At 61.0% G+C, this 21,038-nt stretch carries 16 protein-coding genes; 1 reads left to right on the top strand and 15 read right to left on the bottom strand.

Annotation, left to right across the window (positions count from 1 at the left end; genetic code table 11):
- Position 1 precedes the first annotated feature (1 nt).
- The 9 genes from HFC70_RS00875 to HFC70_RS00835 form a co-directional block, all read right to left on the bottom strand.
- On the bottom strand, positions 2-1,159 hold the full coding sequence (locus HFC70_RS00875; protein WP_168471306.1) for a class I SAM-dependent methyltransferase: 1,158 nt from the start codon (positions 1,157-1,159) through the stop codon (positions 2-4).
- On the bottom strand, positions 1,156-2,016 hold the full coding sequence (locus HFC70_RS00870) for a phytanoyl-CoA dioxygenase family protein (protein ID WP_168471305.1): 861 nt from the start codon (positions 2,014-2,016) through the stop codon (positions 1,156-1,158). Before HFC70_RS00870 ends, HFC70_RS00875 begins: the two co-directional genes overlap by 4 nt.
- 120 nt (positions 2,017-2,136) lie before the next feature.
- Complete coding sequence (locus HFC70_RS00865) at positions 2,137-2,892, bottom strand: cephalosporin hydroxylase family protein (protein ID WP_168471304.1); 756 nt, start codon at positions 2,890-2,892, stop codon at positions 2,137-2,139.
- A 20-nt stretch (positions 2,893-2,912) separates the two neighbouring features.
- Positions 2,913-4,085: a DegT/DnrJ/EryC1/StrS family aminotransferase gene (locus HFC70_RS00860; RefSeq protein ID WP_168471303.1), complete on the bottom strand. Its 1,173-nt coding sequence runs from the start codon at positions 4,083-4,085 to the stop codon at positions 2,913-2,915.
- On the bottom strand, positions 4,082-5,239 hold the full coding sequence (locus tag HFC70_RS00855) for a glycosyltransferase family 2 protein (RefSeq protein WP_168471302.1): 1,158 nt from the start codon (positions 5,237-5,239) through the stop codon (positions 4,082-4,084). Before HFC70_RS00855 ends, HFC70_RS00860 begins: the two co-directional genes overlap by 4 nt.
- Positions 5,240-5,424: 185 nt before the next feature.
- Positions 5,425-5,763, bottom strand: coding sequence for a sulfur transferase domain-containing protein (locus HFC70_RS00850; RefSeq protein ID WP_168471301.1), 339 nt, complete (start codon positions 5,761-5,763; stop codon positions 5,425-5,427).
- Positions 5,764-5,890: 127 nt separating this feature from the next.
- Positions 5,891-9,262: an error-prone DNA polymerase gene (locus HFC70_RS00845; protein ID WP_168471300.1), complete on the bottom strand. Its 3,372-nt coding sequence runs from the start codon at positions 9,260-9,262 to the stop codon at positions 5,891-5,893.
- Positions 9,259-10,848 (bottom strand): DNA polymerase Y family protein, encoded by a 1,590-nt coding sequence (locus HFC70_RS00840; RefSeq protein ID WP_168471299.1) that lies wholly within the window; start codon positions 10,846-10,848, stop codon positions 9,259-9,261. The genes HFC70_RS00845 and HFC70_RS00840 overlap by 4 nt, the downstream gene beginning before the upstream one ends.
- Positions 10,736-11,623 (bottom strand): ImuA family protein, encoded by an 888-nt coding sequence (locus tag HFC70_RS00835; RefSeq protein ID WP_168471298.1) that lies wholly within the window; start codon positions 11,621-11,623, stop codon positions 10,736-10,738. The genes HFC70_RS00840 and HFC70_RS00835 overlap by 113 nt, the downstream gene beginning before the upstream one ends.
- A gap of 329 nt (positions 11,624-11,952) precedes the next feature.
- On the opposite strand from HFC70_RS00835, the gene HFC70_RS00830 reads away from it, so the two are divergent.
- The gene (locus HFC70_RS00830; protein ID WP_168471297.1) at positions 11,953-13,245 is read left to right on the top strand and encodes an SGNH/GDSL hydrolase family protein; all 1,293 of its coding nucleotides are present in this window, start codon (positions 11,953-11,955) and stop codon (positions 13,243-13,245) included.
- An 18-nt stretch (positions 13,246-13,263) separates the two neighbouring features.
- Here HFC70_RS00830 and HFC70_RS00825 read toward each other — a convergent pair whose 3' ends face one another.
- The 6 genes from HFC70_RS00825 to gmd form a co-directional block, all read right to left on the bottom strand.
- A complete protein-coding gene (locus HFC70_RS00825) occupies positions 13,264-14,583 on the bottom strand; it encodes a hypothetical protein (RefSeq protein ID WP_168471296.1) in 1,320 nt (439 codons plus the stop codon).
- Between the two features lie 19 nt (positions 14,584-14,602).
- On the bottom strand, positions 14,603-15,955 hold the full coding sequence (locus tag HFC70_RS00820; protein ID WP_168471295.1) for an oligosaccharide flippase family protein: 1,353 nt from the start codon (positions 15,953-15,955) through the stop codon (positions 14,603-14,605).
- Entirely contained in the window at positions 15,952-17,028 is a 1,077-nt protein-coding gene (locus HFC70_RS00815) for a hypothetical protein (RefSeq protein WP_168471294.1), read from the bottom strand. Before HFC70_RS00815 ends, HFC70_RS00820 begins: the two co-directional genes overlap by 4 nt.
- A 63-nt stretch (positions 17,029-17,091) precedes the next feature.
- The gene (locus tag HFC70_RS00810) at positions 17,092-18,375 is read right to left on the bottom strand and encodes a WcaI family glycosyltransferase (protein WP_168471293.1); all 1,284 of its coding nucleotides are present in this window, start codon (positions 18,373-18,375) and stop codon (positions 17,092-17,094) included.
- The gene (locus HFC70_RS00805; RefSeq protein WP_168471292.1) at positions 18,375-19,346 is read right to left on the bottom strand and encodes a GDP-L-fucose synthase; all 972 of its coding nucleotides are present in this window, start codon (positions 19,344-19,346) and stop codon (positions 18,375-18,377) included. The genes HFC70_RS00810 and HFC70_RS00805 overlap by 1 nt, the downstream gene beginning before the upstream one ends.
- On the bottom strand, positions 19,339-20,442 hold the full coding sequence (gene gmd, locus HFC70_RS00800) for a GDP-mannose 4,6-dehydratase (protein WP_168471291.1): 1,104 nt from the start codon (positions 20,440-20,442) through the stop codon (positions 19,339-19,341). The genes HFC70_RS00805 and gmd overlap by 8 nt, the downstream gene beginning before the upstream one ends.
- Positions 20,443-21,038: the final 596 nt, after the last annotated feature.

Here is a 21,038-nt window from a genome sequence, read left to right as displayed (position 1 = left end):
TTCATTCGTCGATCCACACCAGGTCCAGCCCAGGCCGGTTGAGAGCTGGCTGGCTGGCGATGATATCTCGTGCCTTGAGCGGGTTCAGCCCGACGAAGATCACATCCGTTTCGCTGGGCATGGCCGCCGGCGGCATGACCGGCCGGCCGAAATGTGAGGAGCCCTGCAGTTTCGGGTTCTGGTCGAGAAAGGCGGCGAGATTCACGTCGCCGGCAACGCGGCTGTGGATCCAGCTGCCGTAGAAGCCAGAACCGTAGATCGCCGCATTGCGACCGGCAAACCGCTTGGCGGAACCGTCCAGCCGGGCGGTGGCCTGTTCCCAGAAGGCGCAGATCTGCTTGGCGGCGGCGGCCGCTGCCGCAACCTCGGTCGCATCGGAATCGATGGCCACCGGGGCTTCGGATCGTGCCGCCACCGCGAAGAAGGCGCCGGGAAAAGCGGTGCTGTCGATGGTTTCCAGCACGAAACCGGACAGCGCGAAGGCATGCTTGAGGGAGGCCTCGCTGAAATGATTGAGATGGTCGGCCACCGTCATGTCGCCGGGATTGGCAACGACATTGGGCATCGACAGCAGCACGCGGCCACCCGGAGCCAGCAGGTCCCGCAGCGTCTTCAGGAATTCGACCGGTGCCTCGACGTGTTCGATGACGAAATGACTGATGATCGCCTGGAAGCGTCCAGCCCAGGCGGCGGGTACCTGATAGGTGGCCTGGTCCTCCTCGGCGACCCAGCTTGCCCAGGCACGCTTGTAGTCGCTGCTGACATCGAAGACATGCGGCCGTAGATCCGGCCGCGCCTTCAGCATCTTGCGCAACGTGTCGGCCTTGGCAGCGCCATAATCGAGGATCGAAGCACCCTGCGGCAGATCCAGCAGATGCAGGCCGACAGCCGCCTGATGATCGGTGCGGAAGATGGGCTGTCCCTTGGCGTCCACGGCGAAGATCTGGTCGTGATCGTCCGATTCCAGGGAAATCCGGTAGGTCGTGTCGTAGAAGCTGTCGATATCGGGCAGGTCGCCGCATTGCGCATGGCCGCAGTCATCACAGACATAGGCGAGCGTCGGAATGTCGATAAACGCCATCATCGAGGTGAGTGCCGGGGCTGATGCCTGGTAGGACGGCGCGGCAATCGCCGAACCGCAAACGCGACAGGAGATCATGCTGCGGTCTCCGCGTCCGTGACGAGTTCGGGCAGTACCTTGCTGAAATCCACGCCGGCCGCGAACGATCCGCACCAGCCGATCCGCACGCCGATCGGCTCGACGAAGTTGAAGTAGCGGAACTGGATGCTCCAGCGTGGAATCTTCGAGACGTTGTGGCCGCCCTGGTGCATGGTCAGGAAGTCCATCAGGATCAGATCGCCGGGAACGGGCAGGGGGGCGACGGTCGGATAGCGCGCCAGGCGCTGTTCCTCATTGTCCATGAACAGGGCATAGGCGCCCGTCTTGCCGATGCCGGCGTCGTTGCGATAGACCGGAATGATGCCCTCGGCGTGGGAGCCTTCGGCGATCTGTACCGGTCCCATGTCGCGGGTAACCGGCAGCAGCGGCGTCCAGAAGACGATGCCGTCAAGGCTGCGCAGCTGGCCGGGGAATTCCTGGTGCCAATGGGCCCGGAACTTTTCCTCGCCCGGATTGTCGATGCGAATGCCGTAACCGCCGGCGGCGATGCCCGGAATGGATCCGGGGCGAAGTGCCTCGAACACCTCCGTATTTTTGGCCTTGGTGACAAGCTGCATGAAGGCAGGAATCTGCTTCACCGCGTCATAGACTTCACCACCCCAGGCGCGGTTCTTGGCAATCAGGGCCGGATAGGCCTTGGTCATGGCGTCCCAGCTCGTGTCGGTCGCGGCGTCCACGGCATATTTGCGGCAGAGCAGCTCGATGATGACCCGGATGCCTTCCTGGATCGGCTCCACATCGGTTGCAGCGTCATAGAACTGCGGCAGCATGGTATAACCCTTGCTGGCGAATTGTTCTGCCGCATCAGTATTCACGAGGTTTCCGGCCTGCACCATGTCTTCGTCTCCCCAAACGGATGAGATTTTCGCCGGTCAGGCGCAGCGTTCGCGCCCGCTCCGATCGAACCTCACTTGATTCGCCAAGAACAATGCCATTTTCGACTTGAGCGAGGCTGTTCAGGCCTTGATGCAGCGGCAATAGCCGTTCGGCGAGGAGGCAAGCACCAGCTTGCCGTTCAAGACGGCGTCCATTTCGAAACGGTCGTTTTCTTCGAGGTAGACATTGACCGCATGCAGCGGCTCGTTGCCTTTGTACCAGACCTGCGAGCGCTTCAAGGCGAGTTCTTCGGTCAGATGTCCGATGAGCGTATCGGCCACCACAAGATAGCAACCTTCGGTGACAAGCGGGCCGTAGGCCCGGCACTCGGCCAGCACATGCTCGTAGGAATGATCGCTGTCGAGCACCACCATGACGCGGGCGCCCGGCGGGATCTCTGCCTTGACCTTGGCCAGCACGTCGTCGTCCACTGAACCACCTTCGATCAGCGTGATGCGCTTGGCCATGACATGGTTTTCGATCGTCTCGCGATTATGGGCGCGGATGTCGAGATCGACGCCGATCACCTTGCCGGCGTCATTGCCCATGGCCGCCAGCAGCGACGCCATGAAGATCACCGAGCCGCCGCGGGCGACACCGGTTTCAATGATGATGTCGGGCTTGGTGTTCCAGATCACTTCCTGCGTCGCCATGACATCGGCAGGCATCTGGATGATCGGCACGCCCATCCAGGACCAGAGATAGGAATAATCGTACTTGTTGAGGGTCAGGAGCAGTTCCAGTGCCTCGTTGAAGGCTTCGCTGTCGCGACCGAGCGCAAGGCTCATCGCCTTCTTGTGGTCCTCGAATTCCTGGCGGTCGTCTTTGTGGGTCATGGGCTCGGTCAGCCTTCTGTTCAGCGATGCATCTGCAATGCGGGAGAGTGATGGACTGTATCGGAGGCGGTCATGCGGTTGTGGGCGCGTTTGACCAGATCGATGATGACATGGGCAACCCGGGCAATCTGCTCGTCCGTCATGTCGTGATAGCTCGGCAGGTTGATCGCCCGTTCCGGAATGTCGTAGGCGTTGACGTTGCCGGCCACCGGTTCAAACATCGGCAGGCTCGACAGCGGATGAAAGAACACGCGCGCGTCGACATTCGCCTCGGCAAAAGCGGCGATCATGTCTTCGCGGCCAAGGCCCAGCTGCCGGTCGAGGACCGCGGTCGGCATCCAGGCGCCATTGACGGCACCGGCCGGTTCCGGATTGAGCGACACCCCTGGAATACCGCCGAGCAGGCCGCGGTAGATGCTGAAGATCTCGCGCTTTCGGGCCGTCAGCTCTTCGATGCGCACCATCTGCGCGCAGCCGAGAGCGGCCTGGATGTTCGACATTTTGTATTTGTAGCCGACGGCGTCCGGCCAGAACTGCTTCTTCTGGGCCCGCGCGCGGCCATGATTGCTGAGCGTCAGGACCTTTTCGTAAAGCTCCTTGTCGCTCGTCACGAACATGCCGCCTTCACCGGTGGTGATGGTCTTGGTGCCATGGAAGGAAAACGTTCCGAACCGTCCCATCGATCCGGCCCGGCGCCCGCGCCAGACCGAGCCGATGGCCTCGGCGCTGTCCTCGATGATGGCTATCCCATGCCGTTCGCCGATCGCCAGAAGCGCGTCCATGTCTGCCAGATTGCCGTAGAGATGGGTGGCGACGATGGCCTTTGTCTTCGGCGTGATGGCCCGTTCGGCGGCCTGCGGATCGATGCACCACGAGAGCGGGTCGATATCGACGAAGACAGGTTTGGCATGCAGGTGGACGATCGGCGCCGCGGTGGCGATCCAGTTGGTGTCGGCCAGGATCACCTCATCGCCGGAACCGATGCCGAGGGCCGCAAGCCCCATATGCATGGCGCCGGTGCAACTCGATGTGGCGATGGCATGGTCGACGCCGAGATGTTCCTGGAACATCTTTTCAAAACGGATGATATAATCATAGCACTGGCTGCCCCAGCCATTGGCGGCGGCATCGGTGGCGTATTCGGTTTCCAGTGCCGTGATGGAAGGCTTGGTATAGAGGATCCGTTCGTTCATGCCGCGCAACCCATTCCCGCCGTCGCCTCTTCGGCCAGCAGTTCGAGCTGGCCGGTCATGATCGGCACGGGCGCGATCATCGATCGGACCACGTTGAAAAACTCCTGCGCCGTCACCGCATTGCCGATGAAGCGATCGATCAGCAGCGTCTTGCCGTGCAGACCGCGGCGCGGATCGTCCGGCATCTGCGGCATGAATTGCGGCTTGAAGTCCTGGACGAGCTGCTGTCCGCCCGGCATCTGCAGGATGGCGGTAAAATAGGCTTGGCATTTGGGCTCGAAGGCGGAACTCTGGTGTTCCAGCACGCAATCATACATGCAGGCGCGGATGAAATGCTCGTTGAAGCCGCTCCAGGTGCTGCCGAGTTCGGCCAGCACCCGGGCCTGGACTTCGGCAATGGCAGCCGTCAGCCCGAGACCCGCGTGGAATGGGAAGCCCTCAAGCGCTGAGCGGGTGGAGCCGGATTTGAAGGGCGTCGTGCTGACGGCCGAAAGCGGCCGGTTGGAAAGGCCCATGCTATTGGCAAAGATCAGGACTTTGGCCGCCCATTCGTATTGCGGGACGGGTGTCAGCCAGCTCATCGGCCCGGATGTCGAGAGGATGGTCTCCAGAAGGCTGCGCTTGATCGCGCCATGATAGAGACCGAAGGGCATGCGGGGAACCTGCTGGCTGCCGGACCATTGGAAATAGGCCTCCAGCAGTTTGGTCTTGTTGATTTCCGAGACGTTGTGAAGCACGGGAACGGCGACGGTGGTGTTGATATGGCGCGGCGCGGCCGGGTTGATCTGGAAGGCGTTCCAGCCAAGCGCATCGATGTTCGGCTGGGTCTTGTCCAGATGCACGAGAAGACTGGGAAAATCCGGCTCCAGCATGTCGAGCGGATGAAGGAGGGTGATCCAGTCGCCGGTGGCCGCCGCCGCCGTGCCGAGCCACAGCTGGGCTGCCGAGATGTTTTCGGGCGCCGGCGGCAGGATCTTGAGACGTTTATCCTCGTTCGCCAGCGCGCGGAGTTCCTCGGCATCATCGCATGTGTTGCCGTAAGGGGCGACAATCACCTCGACGCTGGCATCGGGCTTTGCCAGAAGCCGTTGTGCCAGGTAGGTCGGTGCTGGCATGCCCGGCGTGACGGGAATGCAGACGGTGAGTTTCGGCATGGTCGGCCTCGCAAAGATCGTGTCCGGAGGCAGAGCCCGCCACCGGAATGGAATGCGCCGTCGATTGTCCGCCCCTCTTCCCAGGAGGCGGGGCAATGCTGGCGCCTGCCGTGTCTAGCCTCTAAAACTGGAGCGAGGCTTTGCTGCGCGATCCGTTGCGGTGGGGAGGTGAGGACCGAAAATCCTTACAGGCCGAGCTGCTGGGCCATCTGGTAGAGCCCCGTTGCGCGCGCGCCGGATGCGCAAAAGGCAAGGATGGGTCCGCTTGTGTCTTTCAAGAGAGCATTCAATCGGCTGGCCTGTTCCATCGGCATCGAACCGGGGGAAACCGGCAGATAATGGACGGCAATATTGCTGGATTTGGCAGCCGCCGCGATGGTGTCGAATTTCGGCTGGCCCCAGCCTTCGCCGTCGGGGCGCATGCAGATGACCGCAGCATAGCCGGCCTTGGCGACCTCGGCCATATCGGTGGGCTTCAGCTGTCCGCAGACATGGTAACTCTGGGTAACGGGTCGGATATGCAAGGCTTTCATCCTTTTCATGGGGGCATCGGGTCCCTCGGTCGCGACATCAAATACATATGTTAATTGCTATATATAATCAAGCCACAGCATGACGGGATGGCCGCAGCAAGAAAGCGCCCGGCGAAATCTATTGAAAGTTACGTCCTTTGGGCAAAGCCTGCACCGTCTGCCTGTGAAGCGTTGAGGCCGGCTTTCCCTCGTCCGTGGAAGGGCCGGGCAATGGCAGGCTGCGGGATGGGGAATGGCGGTGGCCGCGGATATCCTCCCGCACGGGCCGGCGCACCTCGTCGGCATTGGCAAGCCCGCCCATATGTGGGGCCATTTCGGCAATCTGCGCCATTAGCGGCGTCAGGTCCTGCATGTGCTGGGCGACCACATGAATGACGCCGTCCGCGTTTTGAACCCGGCCGCGTACGCTGACGCAGCGGCTGCCGAGCACCACCATGCGATAGGTCTCGAACACTTTCGGCCAGACGATGATGTTGGCAATGCCGCTTTCGTCCTCGATGGTTTCAAACACCACGCCCTTGGCCGAACCCGGTCGCTGGCGCACCAGGACGAGACCGGCCACGGTGACCGTCCGGCCGGACGATAGGGCCTGCAGGTCGACATTGCGGATATGCCCCATGGACTGCAGCTTGCGGCGCAGGAAATGCATGGGATGGGCCTTAAGCGAAAAGGCCAGCGACCGGTAGTCGTTGATCACCTGCTCGCCCAGCGGCATGGGCGGCAGGTGGATATCAGCTTCCTTCTGCAGATTGGCCTGGTCGACGATGGCAAAGAGCGGCAGGCGCTCGGCGCTGCTCAACGGATCGAGTGCCTTGACCGCCCATAGCGCATCGCGCCGGTCGAGCCCGATGGAGCGGAAGCAATCGGCATCGGCCAGCTTCTCGATCGAGCCGCGCGACAGGCCGGAGCGCATCCACAGATCCCGTACGCTATCGTAGCCACAGCCGCGATTTTCGATCAGCAAGCGGGCTTCCTCCTCGTTGAAACCTTTCACTTGTTTCAGCCCGAGCCGAACGGCATGGGTGTTCTTCATGATGCCGGCCATGGCCCGGTGCTGCGGGGCAATGAAAACCGGATCCGCCTCGGCTTCGAGCGTCGTGGTCCACTGCGAATGATTGATATCGACCGGCCGCATCTCCACGCCATGCTCGCGCGCATCACGGATCAATTGCGCCGGGGCGTAAAAGCCCATCGGCTGGGAGTTCAGCATGGCGGCGCAGAACACATCGGGATAATGGCATTTCAGCCAGCAGGACACATAGACCAGCAGCGCGAAGCTGGCCGCGTGGCTTTCCGGGAAACCGTATTCGCCAAAGCCCTCGATCTGCTTGAAGCAATGTTCGGCAAACTCCCGCTCATAGCCGTTGCCCACCATGCCTTCGACCATCTTCTGCTGGAAGGTGCTGATCGTGCCGACCCGGCGGAAAGTCGCCATGGCGCGGCGCAGCTTGTCGGCCTCGCCGGGCGTGAAATGGGCCGCCACGATGGCGATGTTCATCGCCTGCTCCTGGAACAGCGGCACGCCGAGCGTTTTTTTAAGCACGGCTTTCAGCTCTTCCTTGGGATAGGTCACTTCTTCTTTTTCCTGCCGGCGCCGCAGGTAGGGATGCACCATATTGCCCTGGATCGGCCCGGGGCGCACGATCGCCACCTCGATCACCAGGTCGTAGTAACATCTGGGCTTCAGCCGCGGCAGCATCGACATCTGCGCGCGGCTTTCGATCTGGAAGACGCCGAGCGTATCGGCGCGGCAGATCATGTCATAGGTCGGCGTGTCGCCTTCCTCGATCGAGGCCAGTGTTTCGCGCCGTCCGTAATGGTTGTCGAGCAGGTCGAAGGCCTTGCGGATGCAGGTCAGCATGCCGAGCGCCAGCACGTCGATCTTCAGCATCCCGAGGCTTTCCAGATCGTCCTTGTCCCATTCGATGATGGTGCGGTCCTCCATGGCGGCATTCTCGATGGGGATCAGCGAGGACAGCCGGTCGCGGGTGATCAGGAAGCCGCCGACATGCTGCGACAGATGGCGGGGGAAACCGATGATCTGGCTGGCCAGATCCAGCATCTGGGCGAGGCGCTTGTCGCTGGGGTCAAGCCCGGCCCGTTTGGCATCCTCCGGATCGATCTCGCGCGACCAGCCGCCCCATTTGGTGCCGGTGATCGCCATGATCGTATCGTCGGAATAGCCGAACACCTTGCCCACGTCGCGCAGCGCCGAGCGGGCACGATAGCTGATGACCGTCGCCGCCAGCCCCGCCCGCTCTCGACCGTATTTCGCATAGATATACTGGATCACCTCCTCACGCCGCTCATGCTCGAAATCCACGTCGATATCCGGCGGTTCGTTGCGCTCCTCGGAAATGAAGCGCTCGAACAGCAGGTCCACCTTTTCAGGATCGACGGAGGTAATGCCGAGGCAATAGCAGATCGCCGAATTGGCCGCCGAGCCGCGTCCTTGGCAGAGAATGTTCCGCGATCGGGCATGTCGCACGATGTCGTAGACGGTGAGGAAATAGGGGGCGTAGCCGACCTTGGCGATCAGCTGCATCTCATGGGCGATGGCCTTGACCACCTTGTCCGGTGCGCCATTGGGATAGCGCCAGGCACGCCCGATCTCCGTCAGCCGCTCCAGCGCCTCCTGCGAGGGCAGCGGCGTGCCGCCCAGTTCCTCGAATGTCGGATCCTCCGGATATTGATGCTTCAACTCATCGAGCGAGAAGGTCAGGCGATCAAACAGCCGCTGCGTGGCCGCAAGGGCCGTCTCATAGCCCTTGAACAGATGCGCCATGGCTAGGGGCGCATGCAGATGCCGCTCGGCATTGGGCTCCAGCCGCGTGCCGATCGAGCCCAGGGTTTCGTGTTCGCGGATGCAGGTCAGCACATCCTGCAGCGGCCGGCGGTCGGGATGATGATAAAGCACGTCGCCGACGGCGATGAGCGGCACATCCGTCGCCTCGGCAAGGGCTGCGACGCGCGCCATGCGGCGCTGGTCGGTGGCGCCGAAATCGCGGCAGAGCGCCAGATGGAGTTTTTCCGGAAAGGCCTTTTTCAGCCGGGCGAGCACGTCCGGCAGCCGCGCATCCAGCCGCCTTCCGGGCAACACGGCCATCTGCAACTGCGCGCCATGACAAAGCAGATCGTCGATGGCGAGATGGCATTCGCCCTTCGGCGCCCGCCGCTTGCCAAGGCTCAGCAATTCGCACAGGTAGCCCCAGCCGGTCCGGTCTTCTGGCCAGACCAGAATGTCCGGCGTCCCATCCCTGAAGACCAGCCGGCATCCCGGCTGGTAGCGCAAGCCCGCCTCCTTGGCCGCCATATGGCCGCGCACCACGCCGGCCACCGAATTGCGGTCGGTAATGGCGATGCCGGACAGCCCGATCTTGGCCGCTTGCGTCACCAGTTCCTCCGGATGCGAGGCGCCGCGCAGGAAGGAGAAATTGCTGGTGACGGCCAGTTCGCAATAGGACAGGGCCGGGGGAAGGGCTGGCTTCATGCGAAGAGCCCGTGCATATACCATTTCGGCCCGGCGGTTTCCCGCTCGTAGAGGCCGTGGCGAAACACCCAGAAGCGATAGCCCTGCACATCCTCGACGCGGAAATAGTCGCGCGAATAGGCGCCGCGACCCTCCCGCCACCATTCGCAGGCAATCCGCTCCGGCCCTTCCGAGCGCGCCACCTCATAGGACGCCCGCCGCCAGCGAAACCGCAAGGGCGGCCCGTCCGGCACTTCGGCCATGGCCTCCATCGGTTCCGGCCGGTTAAACAGGATCAGTGGCCGGGTCGGGCTTGGCGCGTCCTCGCCGGGCGCAAAACCAGGCTCGTCACGGCCGCGACCCTCGATAGTCCGGCCCTGCACGGCGGCATGGGTGGTGAAGCTGCGCTCCGGGATATGGGTATCGGCCAGCGAGAACTGGCGGATGGCGGCCGGGCCGAGACGGGCGCCGATCCGGTCGACCAGGGCGGCATAGTCTTCGCCGGAGGCCTTGCCGGCAACGAAATCCGCCTGCCGGGCATCGAAAGGGTCGGCACGGGTGATCTCCAGCCGGATGACGTCGAAGCCGAAGCCGGCATCCAGATCGTCATGCAGGCCGGTGATGCGGTCCTTGAACAGGCGCAGGATCCGGGCCGGATCGCGCACCGGCTGGGAGGCCAGAACGCTCAGCGACGAGACTTTGCCATCGGCCCGAAACAGCCGAAGACAGCATTGTCGCGCCCCCAGGCCGCGCTTTTCCAGCGGTTCGGCCAGGGTGCCGGCGAGATGGGCGATGGTTGCCAGAATGTCGTCCTCATAGACGACCGGTTCGGCAAAGCGTTTCTCGGCGGCCAGTTCCGCCACCGGCAGGAGCGGCGAAATCACCTCGTCCAGCTGCCCCATCGCCTGGTCGAGCCGTGTCAGTAGCGGCCGGCCGAAGCGCGCGGCAAGCGGCGCGCGCGGCAAGCCGGCAATGCAGCCGATGGTCTTCAGCCCGACGCGGCGAAGACCGGTCGCCACCCCGTCCTCAAGTCGCAGGGCGGAGACCGGCAGCGGCAGAAGCGCATCGGCCTGCTCGCCGGGCGCAAGCACGCTCCGCGTCCCGAAGCGCGCCATGGCAAAGGCTGCCCCCGCCGTATCGGCAAGGCAGAGCCTTATGGTGAAGCCTTGTGCCGTCAGCCGGGCCGACACATCGGCCACCAGCGCCGCCTCGCCGCCGAACAGATGGCAGCAGCCCGTCACGTCCATCAGCAGCCCGTCGCCCGTGCCGTCAATTGCCACAAGAGGTGTATAGCGGCCACACCACTCGGCCAGCGCATGCAGCAGTGCCCGAAGAGCGTCCGGGTCGTGCTCGTGGCAGTCGAGGCCGGGCACCAGGGCGCGGGCATCGCCGAGCGGCTGGTTGCGGAAAATGCCGAACCGTGCGGCATCCGCCTCGTGGGCGACGATGCGGATGGCATTGTGGACCATTGCCGTGACGACGATGGGCGGTCCGTCAGGACGCCCGTCCGAAATCCAGAAGGGTCCCCATGTCTGGCGGGCGATGCGGTCCGTTGCCAGGTGCGGGAAGGCGATGGACAGGATTCGTTGCGGGTTGCGGGGTGACATACTCAAACACCTTGTCTTTCATGTTCCATGCAACGGGCCATTGTCCCCCCTGGCCGTTGCGGTTGCGCTCCAGGGTCAGGATGTGCCGCACGCATCCGATCCCGTTTCGATGATCGTCAGATGCGGATGAAGCCTGCGGCTCCACCAGCCAGCGGGTGAGGGCAGCCGTTGCCTCCTCCTCGCCGCTGGAGCGCAGAATTCCGGCAAACACACCGTTTTCCCGCGCCCGGACCGCCAGCCGGCGGGTTTCCGTCAGGCCGAAGCGGGCCGGATTGCCCTTGATCTGCAGGATGACCGCTGCCACATCCCGGCAGGCCGCCGCCTCGTCGGCCGCCCAAAGGGCGGATTTGAGATCGCGCGGTGCCACCAGCGTGAAGCAGCCGGGATCAAGGCCATATTGCGCAAGCCCGGCCGGAAACAGCGATCCGCCATCCACAGCCGATGCCGGATCGACCACCCAGATGATCCGCCGCCCGTCATGCCCGCGGGCCAGCTGCGAAAGCAGGCCGAGGACAAAACCGCAGGCAAGGGCGATGTCGCGCCCGTGCCGGCAGCGGATCTCGTGCAAGGCCTGCATGGCAAGGCCGCCGCCCAGACAGTGATCGATCTCGGTTATGCCGAAGGTAAAATGCTCGTTCCCCTCTTTTGTCTGCGGCGGCGGCAAGAAGGCAAGGTGCCGGGCGTTGTCCGGCCTTTGCGCAGCCAGCCGCTCCAGGGACGGCGCGTGGAAAAGCCGGACAGCCCCGGCGGCTCCTTGCTCTCCCCGATCAGCCATGGCACGCTCCAATGTTCACTTTATGTTCTATTTATCAGCAGAAGCCGATGAAGGAGTCAACGGGCTTTGTGCAAGAGAGGGCTACGAATGGGACAAAGGAAGCCAAAGGATTTGCGGAGGCCCATTGCCGCAGGCATTTAAAGAGCCTGTCCGTGAGGACGGACAGGGAAGAAAAATCCCTGATATCAAGCCCCGGCGCCTCGCGCCGTCCGCCTCTGCCGCTTGTGTCCTATCATCCTGCCATTATGTCTCAAAGGAGCGCCCGGGATGAGAAAGAGTGCAACATGCCTGCCCTGCCGAAAATCGGACTGCATCGGAGGGACCTGCTGATGAGCGGACTTGGCCTGGGCCTTGCCCTTGGAAACGGGCTGTCGCGCGCCGCTGCAGCCGATGTCAGCAGCGATATCGTCGCCTGGGGCGATAGCCTGACGCAAGGGGTGGGTGCCAGCGCCGCGGCCTTTTCCTATCCGGCGGTGGCCGCCGGCCTGTTTTCCCCGCCGCGCGATATTGTCATTCGTGGCAATGGCGGGCAGGGCTCGCAGAGCATCGCCATCCGCCAGGGCGGGCTGCCGTTGCTGATCAGCGTGGCGAATAATGTCATCCCGGCCTGGGAGCCGGCCGCATCACCGCAGTTCTGGGGGTTCGATACGGGTGCTGATGGTTTTATCGTACAATGGACCGGTACCCGCACCTGGGCCAATGGCGCGCTCACAGGCCGCAAAACCTCCGGCGCGGCCTGGGGCGGCGTCGGCCGCGCAGTGTCGATCGCGACCGGCAAGCTGGTCATCGTCGAGTTCGATCTTCTGGCCGTCGATCCAGGGCTTGGCTTGCAAGTGGGCCTATTGAGTGGTGGCTCTTGGGGCCTGGCAAGTGATCGAGGTTATCCTACGTCGCCCGGCCACTACAAATTTTCGTTCGTCACCAACAAGGTCTGCGATACGCTGGCAATTGTAGGTTTTGCGACAGGGGTCACCGGGGATTTCACCCTCGACAATGTCAGCCTCACGGTCTTCGATGCGCAGGTCGCGGTGGCCGTCACCGCCCGCAACAACAATATCCTGACCAGCGGCGGCGCTTATACCGGAACGACCTCCGGCTTCGTCGCGGGCGTCGAGGGCACGATCACCACGGATGCCTCCGGCAACTGGACGTTCCATCGCGAAAGCACAGGTCCTGACGTGCCTGTGCCCGCCGACGCGCTCTTCACCATTGCGGAAACCGCACAGTTGCGGCCGCGCATCGCCTGGATCTGGTCCGGCCGCAACGATTATATCGCCTCCGCGACCGTCAAGGCCAATATCGCCGCCATGATCGCCTCTCTCGGCCACACCCGTTTTCTGGTGGCCTCGGTGCTGAATGCCAGCGGCGAAGGCACAGGCTCGTCCGCGCTCGACACCATCACGGCGCTGAATGCCGATCTGGCGGGGCTCTATGGCCGTCGCTTCGTCGATCTGCGCGCAGCACTCCTGGCCAACCATAACGGCTCGAGCGGGGATCTGGAAGATATCGCCGCGGGCATCCCGCCAAGGTCGCTGCGCAGCGATAATATCCATCTCAGCGATGCCGGGTATGCGGTGGTCGCGGGAGTGATGCAGGCGGCAACGGTGGCAAGGGGGTGGTGAAAAGTTATGGAAATCCAACTAATCGATATATTGTCGTGCTTTCAGCTTATGACGGGAGTGTAAAGTTTGGGCACCAATGAGTAATCCACTCCCAATTCCATACCAAAGTGAGGTTCCACGGTCTCCAAAAGAGCCAGCGTAAAAACCATAAGCTACGGTGCCAATAACAATCGTGCCCCCCCAAGTTCCAAGCTCTTTAATTTTACGGAATTGGACCTTATTTGTTCTTGTGTCCCATTGAAAAGTAAGAGCTTTAAAGGCGTGAAAAAACTGCAATATAAGCAAAGGACCGCCGGCGAGTAAACCACCAATGAACAGCAGGCTCCAGTGATTGTGATGACCAAATCCAAAGCCATGGCCTTGAATATTTTCCGATCCCACAATCATTGCTGCCAGTACAGCAGACGGGCCAATAAGCGACGTTTCTGCCGCTAAGCCATTTCCGAATACGGTCTGGCTAAAAGAACTGCCGAATTCTTGCCGCATAAAATCGACTTCGGCTACGCGTGTGAGCCGGGTCGGATCCATTCCAACATCACTGGCGACAAACAGACGCTCTAACCATCTCTGGCTTTGCCCAGTTCCCAGCAAAAAATCGGTGCCTATGACTGCCACCAGCATAAGGCATGCAGCGAATATGCGCCTCAAAAAGCCTTTGGACCTGATATGTGCTATCAATGTTGGCGCAAGTATCAGTGATTGCGCTGCTCCTACTACTATGAGTGTTCGCGTGACGGAAAGCAAAACCAGAGAGAGGTTCGCTAATATAATGGCGATATCCAGCTTCGTGATTCGAGAAACAAGAGCGACGAAAATGAGACCGAGGGCGGCTATGGTGGAACTACCGAGAATTTGATAGCGAATTGAGGTCAGGTCCACGCCGGACGTGCTTAAGACAATTAAAACCCGTGAGACCACAAATAGCAGGCAAAGCCATTTCAACGCACTCGTAAATGCCGGTTCTCCTGCTTTCAAAATGAAGACTTGGGCAGTGACATAAGCGGATGAGGCGTAGAGAAAAATTGGTATAACATTCACGAAAATAGGATAAAGCGCCTGCCCCCTGAAAAAACCGACGAAAGCGGACTCTATCAGGAAGCAAGCGCTCACGAAGATCAGCATTCGTGCACTAGGCAAAACTGAAAATCGCGACCTATATAAATAAAATATAGTCGCAATGAAAAAGCAATAAAATGACAGTATTGTTCCTTGAATTGCTGCCGCCGCGCCCGCCCCTTCCGATCTGAAATCAAAAACAAAGGGCGCTAACATCAAAAAATAAATATATATTATAGTAATTTTTCGACCATTTCGTCTGGAATAGCTTGAAGAGGTCATGGCTGATATTGTTTTCTCTTCAACGTTTCGGTTCATTGGCGAACATAATCAAACTCATTTTGATGCTGCTGCGAAATTTCTGCCCACTCGGCAAAATAGGCATCCTGAAGCGTCTGCAGTTCATGATCCACGATAGCAATGCACCCCCGGCAAGGCCTCCCATTGCCGCAGCAACGCTAGTCTCTTCGCCACCAAAGGTCTTGAACAAAACAAAACCCGCGAGCGGCCCAGCAAAGCTTGTGATGACATGCCCCGCCACATTCCAACCAATATGGCCACGGCTCAAGCCTAAAATATAGGCTGGCGCCGCAACCAAATTGACGAACCAGCCCAGGCAGCAGATCGCGGCAAAGGCAATGAAGGTCGTGTTCACATTGCCGATCCACAGCCAGCTGATGAGTGGCGATGCAAAGGCCAGAAGGGACAGCAGCGTGCCGCCCGCCAGCAGGGAGGAGACGACCGCCTTCTCATAGAGATCGCGCAGGGCCGAAGGGTCGGTCTCGTCCAGATGCGCGAAGGCCGGAAGAAGCGCCTGCAGGGGCGCCGCGATGATGTGGCGCACCTGCAGCACCATGCGATAGGCCATTTCGAAGACGCCCAGGGCCTCCAGCCCGCCGGTTGCGGAAATGACGAACTTGGTCAAGGGCTCGAAGGCAAAGGACACAAGGCTTGCCGCCTGAAGCTTCAGGCCGAAGCCCAGCAGGTCGCGAAAGGCCGTCTTTGAAAAGCCGATCGGGATCAGGCGGCAGCCGCTCGCCGGCGCGATCCGCCGGAACAGCAGCCGCGCCGTCAGGGCGGTAAAGCCATACTGGACGATCTGCCCGATTGCCATGGCCACCAGGCCGAAAGCCGAGATCAGCGCCGCCACAACGGCAATCTGCAGGAAAACGCTGGCAATGACGGTCTTGCTTTTCAGATCCGTCCGTTGGTGTCCGATCAGCGCCGACAGCATCACCGAATTCAGGTTCAGAAGGACGAAGGAGGCAATTGCATAGGGCAGCAGGGACCGAGCCTCGGCAAGCATCTCGACCGGCACGACGAAGGACAATCCGTACCGGAGCGGACCGTAGAGTACAGCCCCAAAGACGCAGTAGAGGATCAGGTTGGTGAGAAATGCCGTGTCGATATAGGCGCCGGCTTGTCTCTGATCGCCGCGCGCCATTGCGATCGCCACGAAGCGCGACAGGCCGGCCGCGGCTCCGAGATCCCCCAGCCGTGCCAGCGAGGTCGTAGCCAGCACCAGAGACCAGAGCCCCAGCCCTTTGATACCGACAAAGACCACGACATATTTGAACAGCACGAACAGCGCCAGGCCTGAGACGATGACCTCGGCTGTCGACCATATCGTGTTGGATCTCAGGTTGAGGTTCACCTTGCGAGCGGCTCCGTTCCGGCGGACTTAAGGCCTGATACGTCTATTCCGAAGGCGGAGAGCAAGACCTGCGTATCCCGCTGGCGCATGGCCGCGATCATCGTGGTGTGTGCCTTCGCGGGCGCGGGTTCGGTCGGCCATGACAACAACTCGTTGGTAGCTGTCGCATTGTCCTGCGCAATCGCAATCACGGGATGGTCCAGATGCCTGGCGATTGTCGCGATATACGAGCCGTCCCTGACGATTGCCGGCTTTCCCATTTGAAAGGCACGGCCGAAAATCCCGGATGCCTGGTTATAGTGAGGCGCGTAGCAACTCCACACGAGGTCTGATGCGGTATAGAGGGCCAGCAATTCCTCGTCTGAAATGAAGCGATCCAGCAGCAGGCCGTCTGCCTCGGCAAATGCTTGCGCATCTCCGGCACATTCTGCAGCCACGGTGCCTGCGGCGACAAACAGGTAGCGCTGCCGAAGGCGCAAATCGGACTGCCAGAGGGTGGCAAAACGGTCGAAACCTTTTAAGCGGTTTTGCCCACCGAGTGCGACCACCACCTGGCGACCGTTTGCGGCCGCTCGAACCGTTGCTGAGAGTGCATCCTGTGTCTCCGCTGCTGGCAGCAGGTCCATATCCCAAAGCTGCGGATCATGAATCCAGTCGTTCGCCACCAAGGCAAACCGCGGATCGACATGAAACGGCATGATGGTCAGAATGCGTATGGTCGGCATGCGTTTCAGGACGCGGAAGAGCAGGTTCTTCAAGCGGTATTTCACACGGTCTCTGCGAAAGCATTCGCCGGGCCGGAAGAACAGGCCGACCGTCCGGCGCCCCGAAAGCGCATTTTGAAGGCAGGATCGCAGGAACACCGGAATATTGTCGTCCAGCATCGGATAAAAGGCGACTCTGCTGCGCTCATGATGTGCAGAAATGTCGACGTTCTGGAGCCTCAGCAGGTGTGTGAAAACGTCATTGTAAGCGCTTCGATGTCCGTCTTGGGAGAATGATACCAGTTTCACCGCAGCCTGGAGCGATGCGGTTTGGTCTTGGTATTTTTGCGCAGAACGGTCATTTGCCATCACAGTAGGTCTTGCACCGTGTTCGAGTAGGGGCAGATTGTCTCCATCTATCAAGTCAAAGCCTCAAGCCGCATTAGAAACCAAGCTGATAAGAGCTGTAATACCTTCGCTTTTTGACGCTTGTCGAGCAAGCCTCGCCCGCTCCTCGGCGCCCTCGCTTTTGGGCATGCGCATGGCACCCAAAATCCCTTCCGCCAGCGCCCTGGCGTCGCCGGGCGGGGTGATTACGGCGGCGGTGCCGAGGAAGTCGGCGAGTTCCGTGCCGGGGTCTGCGGTAACGATCAGTGGTTTGCCGGAGGCCAGCATGCCACCGAGCTTAGAGGGCAGGACCAGGTCGGCCGCCCCCTTGTCCTGCGGCAGAGCGTGCAGATCCGCCATGTTGAGAAAATCGTTCAACCGGGCATAGGGCTGGAAGGGCAGGAAGCGGACGGTCTGCAGATGCCCGTAAAGGGCTTCGAGTTCGGCCTTGACCGGCCCTTCGCCGGCGATCACGAACTTGATCCGGGGATTGTCCTTCAACTGTTCGGCGGCATCGAGCAGCACTGGCAGTCCCTGCTTGGCGCCGAGATTGCCGGAATAGAGCACGACGAAATCGTCCGGCTGGTAGCCGAGTTCGGCGCGATAGGGGCTCGTCTGGTCCATCGGATAGATATGGGAGAGATCGACCCAGTTGCGCACCACGGCCAGCCGGTCCTGCGCCACACCCTTTTCGCCGAGCTTCTCGGCCATGCGGTTGGAAATGGTGATCACCCTGTCGAAACGGCCAAGCGTGAAGCGCTCGAAGGCATGGCCCAGCCGCTTCAGCCAGGGTTTCGAACCGAGGTGGCCGACCGCGAATGCCGCATCCACTTCAAGATCCTGCACATGCAGCACGGTCCGCGCGCCGGAAAGCCAGGCCGCCAATTGCGCGATGGGGGCTGCAAACAACGTCGGCTCGACGCAGAACACCGTGTCGGGCCGGGTCCGCAGGACCTGCCAGAACACCAGGGGGGCCGAGGTCACGGCAAAGCTGAGCGGCGCCATCAATCGCCAGATGCCGCGCATCCTCTGCCGCAGCAGCAAGGGCGTACGATGCACCTTGACGCCGTTTTCGCGGCGCGTCGAATAGCCGTTGCGATAGCCACCGGTCATCTTCCATCCCGGATAATGCGGCGGCGTGGTGATGACGCTCACATCCATACCGAGGCTTACCATATGCTCGGCGATCTCGCCGGTATAGCGTCCGACGCCTGCCATCTCAGGCGCATAATTCATGCCGTAAACGACGATGCGCCGGCGCCACAGCGCATCGGCCCGCGCCTCGCCGCCGCCAAGCGCAGGGGCGTCTGCCTCGACCAAGGCCTCCATCAGGCAGCATCCCCCTGGCGACGCTCGGAATATTCTCCCTTGAGGAAGGCCTGGTAAGCATCGGCGATGCCGTCCGAAAGGCCGATGCGCGGCACCCAGCCGAGCGCCCGCAGCCGGGCGGCGCTCATCAACTTGCGCGGCGTGCCGTCCGGCTTGGAGAGATCGTGCACGATGCGTCCGGAATAGCCGACCACGTCGCAGACACGCTGCGTCAATTCGAGGATCGTCACGTCCTCGCCGGAGCCGACATTGACATGGGGCTCACCCGAATAGACCTTCATCAGATGCACGCAGGCATCCGCACAGTCGTCGACATGCAGGAATTCGCGGCGCGGCGTACCGGTGCCCCATACGGTGATCTCCGGCTGGTGGCCGGCCTTGGCCTCATGCGCCTTGCGGATCAGTGCCGGCATGACATGGCTCGACGACAGGTCGAAATTGTCGCCGGGGCCGTAGAGATTGGTCGGCATGGCCGAGATGAAGTCCCGGCCACATTGCCGGCGATAGGCCTGGCACAGCTTGATGCCGGCGATCTTGGCTATCGCATACCATTCATTGGTCGGTTCCAGCGCGCCGGTCAGAAGTGCTTCCTCCACGATCGGCTGGTCGGCGAATTTCGGATAGATGCAGGACGAGCCGAGAAACAGCAGCTTCTCAACGTCGGTCCTGTGGGCGGCGTGGATGACATTGGCTTCGAGAATGAGGTTGTCGTAGAGGAAATCGGCCGGATAACGGTCGTTGGCCAGGATGCCGCCCACCTTGGCCGCCGCCAGGAAGACCGCATCGGGGCGGTTCTTCTCCATCCATGCCTCGACGGCGTCCTGTCGGGTGAGGTCCAGTTCGGCGCGTGTCGCGGTCAGGATCTCGCAATGCTCCGCCGCCAGCCGACGCACGATCGCCGCCCCCACCATGCCGCGGTGGCCGGCCACGAAGACCCGCTTGCCGGAGAGATCGTAGACCGTCTCAGGCATGCGCCAGCCCCTTGTTGGCCCCGAGCTGCGGCACGTTGCGCGCCATGACCTTCAAGTCTTCGCGCACCATTTCGGCAATCAGCTGGTCGAGATTGGTATCGTGCTTCCAGCCGAGCTTTTCGTGCGCCTTGGTCGGATCACCGATCAGCAGGTCCACTTCCGTCGGGCGAAAATAGCGCGGATCGATTTCCACGACGCATTGGCCGGAGGAGGCGTCGTAGCCCTTTTCCTCGACGCCTTCGCCCTTCCATTCGATCGGCATGCCGACCTTGGCAAAGCTCTTTTCCACGAAGGAGCGCACCGTATGGGTTTCGCCGGTGGCCAGAACATAGTCGTCCGGCTGGTCCTGCTGCAGCATCATCCACATCCCGCGCACATATTCGCGGGCATGACCCCAGTCGCGCTTGGCATCGAGATTGCCGAGAAAGAGCTTCTGCTGCAGGCCCAGGTGGATGGCCGCCGCCGCCCGGGTAATCTTGCGCGTCACGAATGTCTCGCCACGCAACGGGCTCTCGTGGTTGAACAGGATGCCGTTCGAGGCATGCATCCCATAGGCCTCGCGGTAGTTCACGACGATCCAGTAGGCGTAGATCTTTGCGGCCGCGTACGGCGAGCGCGGGTAGAACGGCGTCGTCTCGCTCTGCGGTACCTCCTGCACCTTGCCGTAAAGTTCGGATGTCGAGGCCTGGTAGAACCGGGTCTTGTCGGTCAGCTTCAGCAAGCGGATCGCCTCGAGCAGGCGCAACGTGCCGATGCCGTCGGCATTGGCAGTGTATTCCGGAGTCTCGAAGGAGACCTGCACATGGCTCTGGGCGGCAAGGTTGTAGATTTCGTCAGGTTGGGTTTCCTGGACGATGCGGATCAGGTTGGTGGAATCCGTCAGGTCGCCGTAGTGCAGGATGAATTTCGGGTCCGCTACATGCGGATCTTCATAGAGGTGCTCGATGCGGGACGTATTGAACGAGGACGAGCGACGCTTGATGCCGTGAACCGTATAGCCCTTTTCCAGCAGAAGTTCCGACAGATACGTGCCGTCCTGGCCGGTCACGCCGGTCACGAGGGCTACCTTGTTGTCGCCAGGCCTGACTATTTTCATGCGTCTGCTCCGATCGTTACTCTGAATGGGATGTGGCGAGCTCTTGGGATGAGGCGAAGTACTCGGAAAATCTGGCGGAGGATCAGTCGGGATGTCGCGCCGATGTGACATCAACCCGCCGGCATGAGCCGCGAGGTCCTCGGGCGGCGCGCTTTTCACGCGGTGAAGCGGATGTGTTCAGGCAGAGATGTGCAATCTTGACGTCAAATCTCACCGCGCAGATTTCCTTTCACCAATAACGCAGGCCACAAAAGGATGAGTTGCTATGAACGCATAAACATTTATCCGTTCTGCTCATGTTATAGCTATAGCGCGCCGCAGAAATGATTCCAAGTTCAGAGATAATGAATGGTTAAAGTGGTAAGATTTTATGTCAATCATGATCTATTTGCGGAAACTAAAATATTGAATACATCAACAGAATATTGATATACTTGATATATAATTGGGCAAATGATGCAAAAAATATAAGCAAATGAGCGTTCTGTGGCCATGAATGTAGAGGAATCCAGGTGGCGGACTTTTTTTGTTATTGCTTGAGGTGGCGGGCTCCTTGAGGCGGATTTATTGCGTGATACGGTCTGCCTGGTCGAGAA

It is taken from the genome of Agrobacterium sp. a22-2 (assembly GCF_012276985.1).
Classification (GTDB): domain Bacteria; phylum Pseudomonadota; class Alphaproteobacteria; order Rhizobiales; family Rhizobiaceae; genus Allorhizobium.
The sequence above is the reverse complement of the archived record's forward strand: the minus strand, read 5'-3'. Positions and strand labels throughout refer to the sequence as shown.

Bases quoted from the DNA above. Each gene is read 5' to 3' on its own strand.
- HFC70_RS00810 (WP_168471293.1), bottom strand. From the start codon at position 18,375: ATGGAGGCCTTGGTCGAGGCAGACGCCCCTGCGCTTGGCGGCGGCGAG.
- HFC70_RS00875 (WP_168471306.1), bottom strand. From the start codon at position 1,159: ATGATCTCCTGTCGCGTTTGCGGTTCGGCGATTGCCGCGCCGTCCTAC.
- HFC70_RS00805 (WP_168471292.1), bottom strand. From the start codon at position 19,346: ATGCCTGAGACGGTCTACGATCTCTCCGGCAAGCGGGTCTTCGTGGCC.
- HFC70_RS00845 (WP_168471300.1), bottom strand. From the start codon at position 9,262: ATGAAGCCAGCCCTTCCCCCGGCCCTGTCCTATTGCGAACTGGCCGTC.
- HFC70_RS00835 (WP_168471298.1), bottom strand. From the start codon at position 11,623: ATGGCTGATCGGGGAGAGCAAGGAGCCGCCGGGGCTGTCCGGCTTTTC.
- gmd (WP_168471291.1), bottom strand. From the start codon at position 20,442: ATGAAAATAGTCAGGCCTGGCGACAACAAGGTAGCCCTCGTGACCGGC.
- HFC70_RS00840 (WP_168471299.1), bottom strand. From the start codon at position 10,848: ATGTCACCCCGCAACCCGCAACGAATCCTGTCCATCGCCTTCCCGCAC.
- HFC70_RS00865 (WP_168471304.1), bottom strand. From the start codon at position 2,892: ATGACCCACAAAGACGACCGCCAGGAATTCGAGGACCACAAGAAGGCG.
- HFC70_RS00860 (WP_168471303.1), bottom strand. From the start codon at position 4,085: ATGAACGAACGGATCCTCTATACCAAGCCTTCCATCACGGCACTGGAA.
- HFC70_RS00815 (WP_168471294.1), bottom strand. From the start codon at position 17,028: ATGGCAAATGACCGTTCTGCGCAAAAATACCAAGACCAAACCGCATCG.
- HFC70_RS00855 (WP_168471302.1), bottom strand. From the start codon at position 5,239: ATGCCGAAACTCACCGTCTGCATTCCCGTCACGCCGGGCATGCCAGCA.
- HFC70_RS00825 (WP_168471296.1), bottom strand. From the start codon at position 14,583: ATGACCTCTTCAAGCTATTCCAGACGAAATGGTCGAAAAATTACTATA.
- HFC70_RS00870 (WP_168471305.1), bottom strand. From the start codon at position 2,016: ATGGTGCAGGCCGGAAACCTCGTGAATACTGATGCGGCAGAACAATTC.
- HFC70_RS00830 (WP_168471297.1), top strand. From the start codon at position 11,953: ATGAGCGGACTTGGCCTGGGCCTTGCCCTTGGAAACGGGCTGTCGCGC.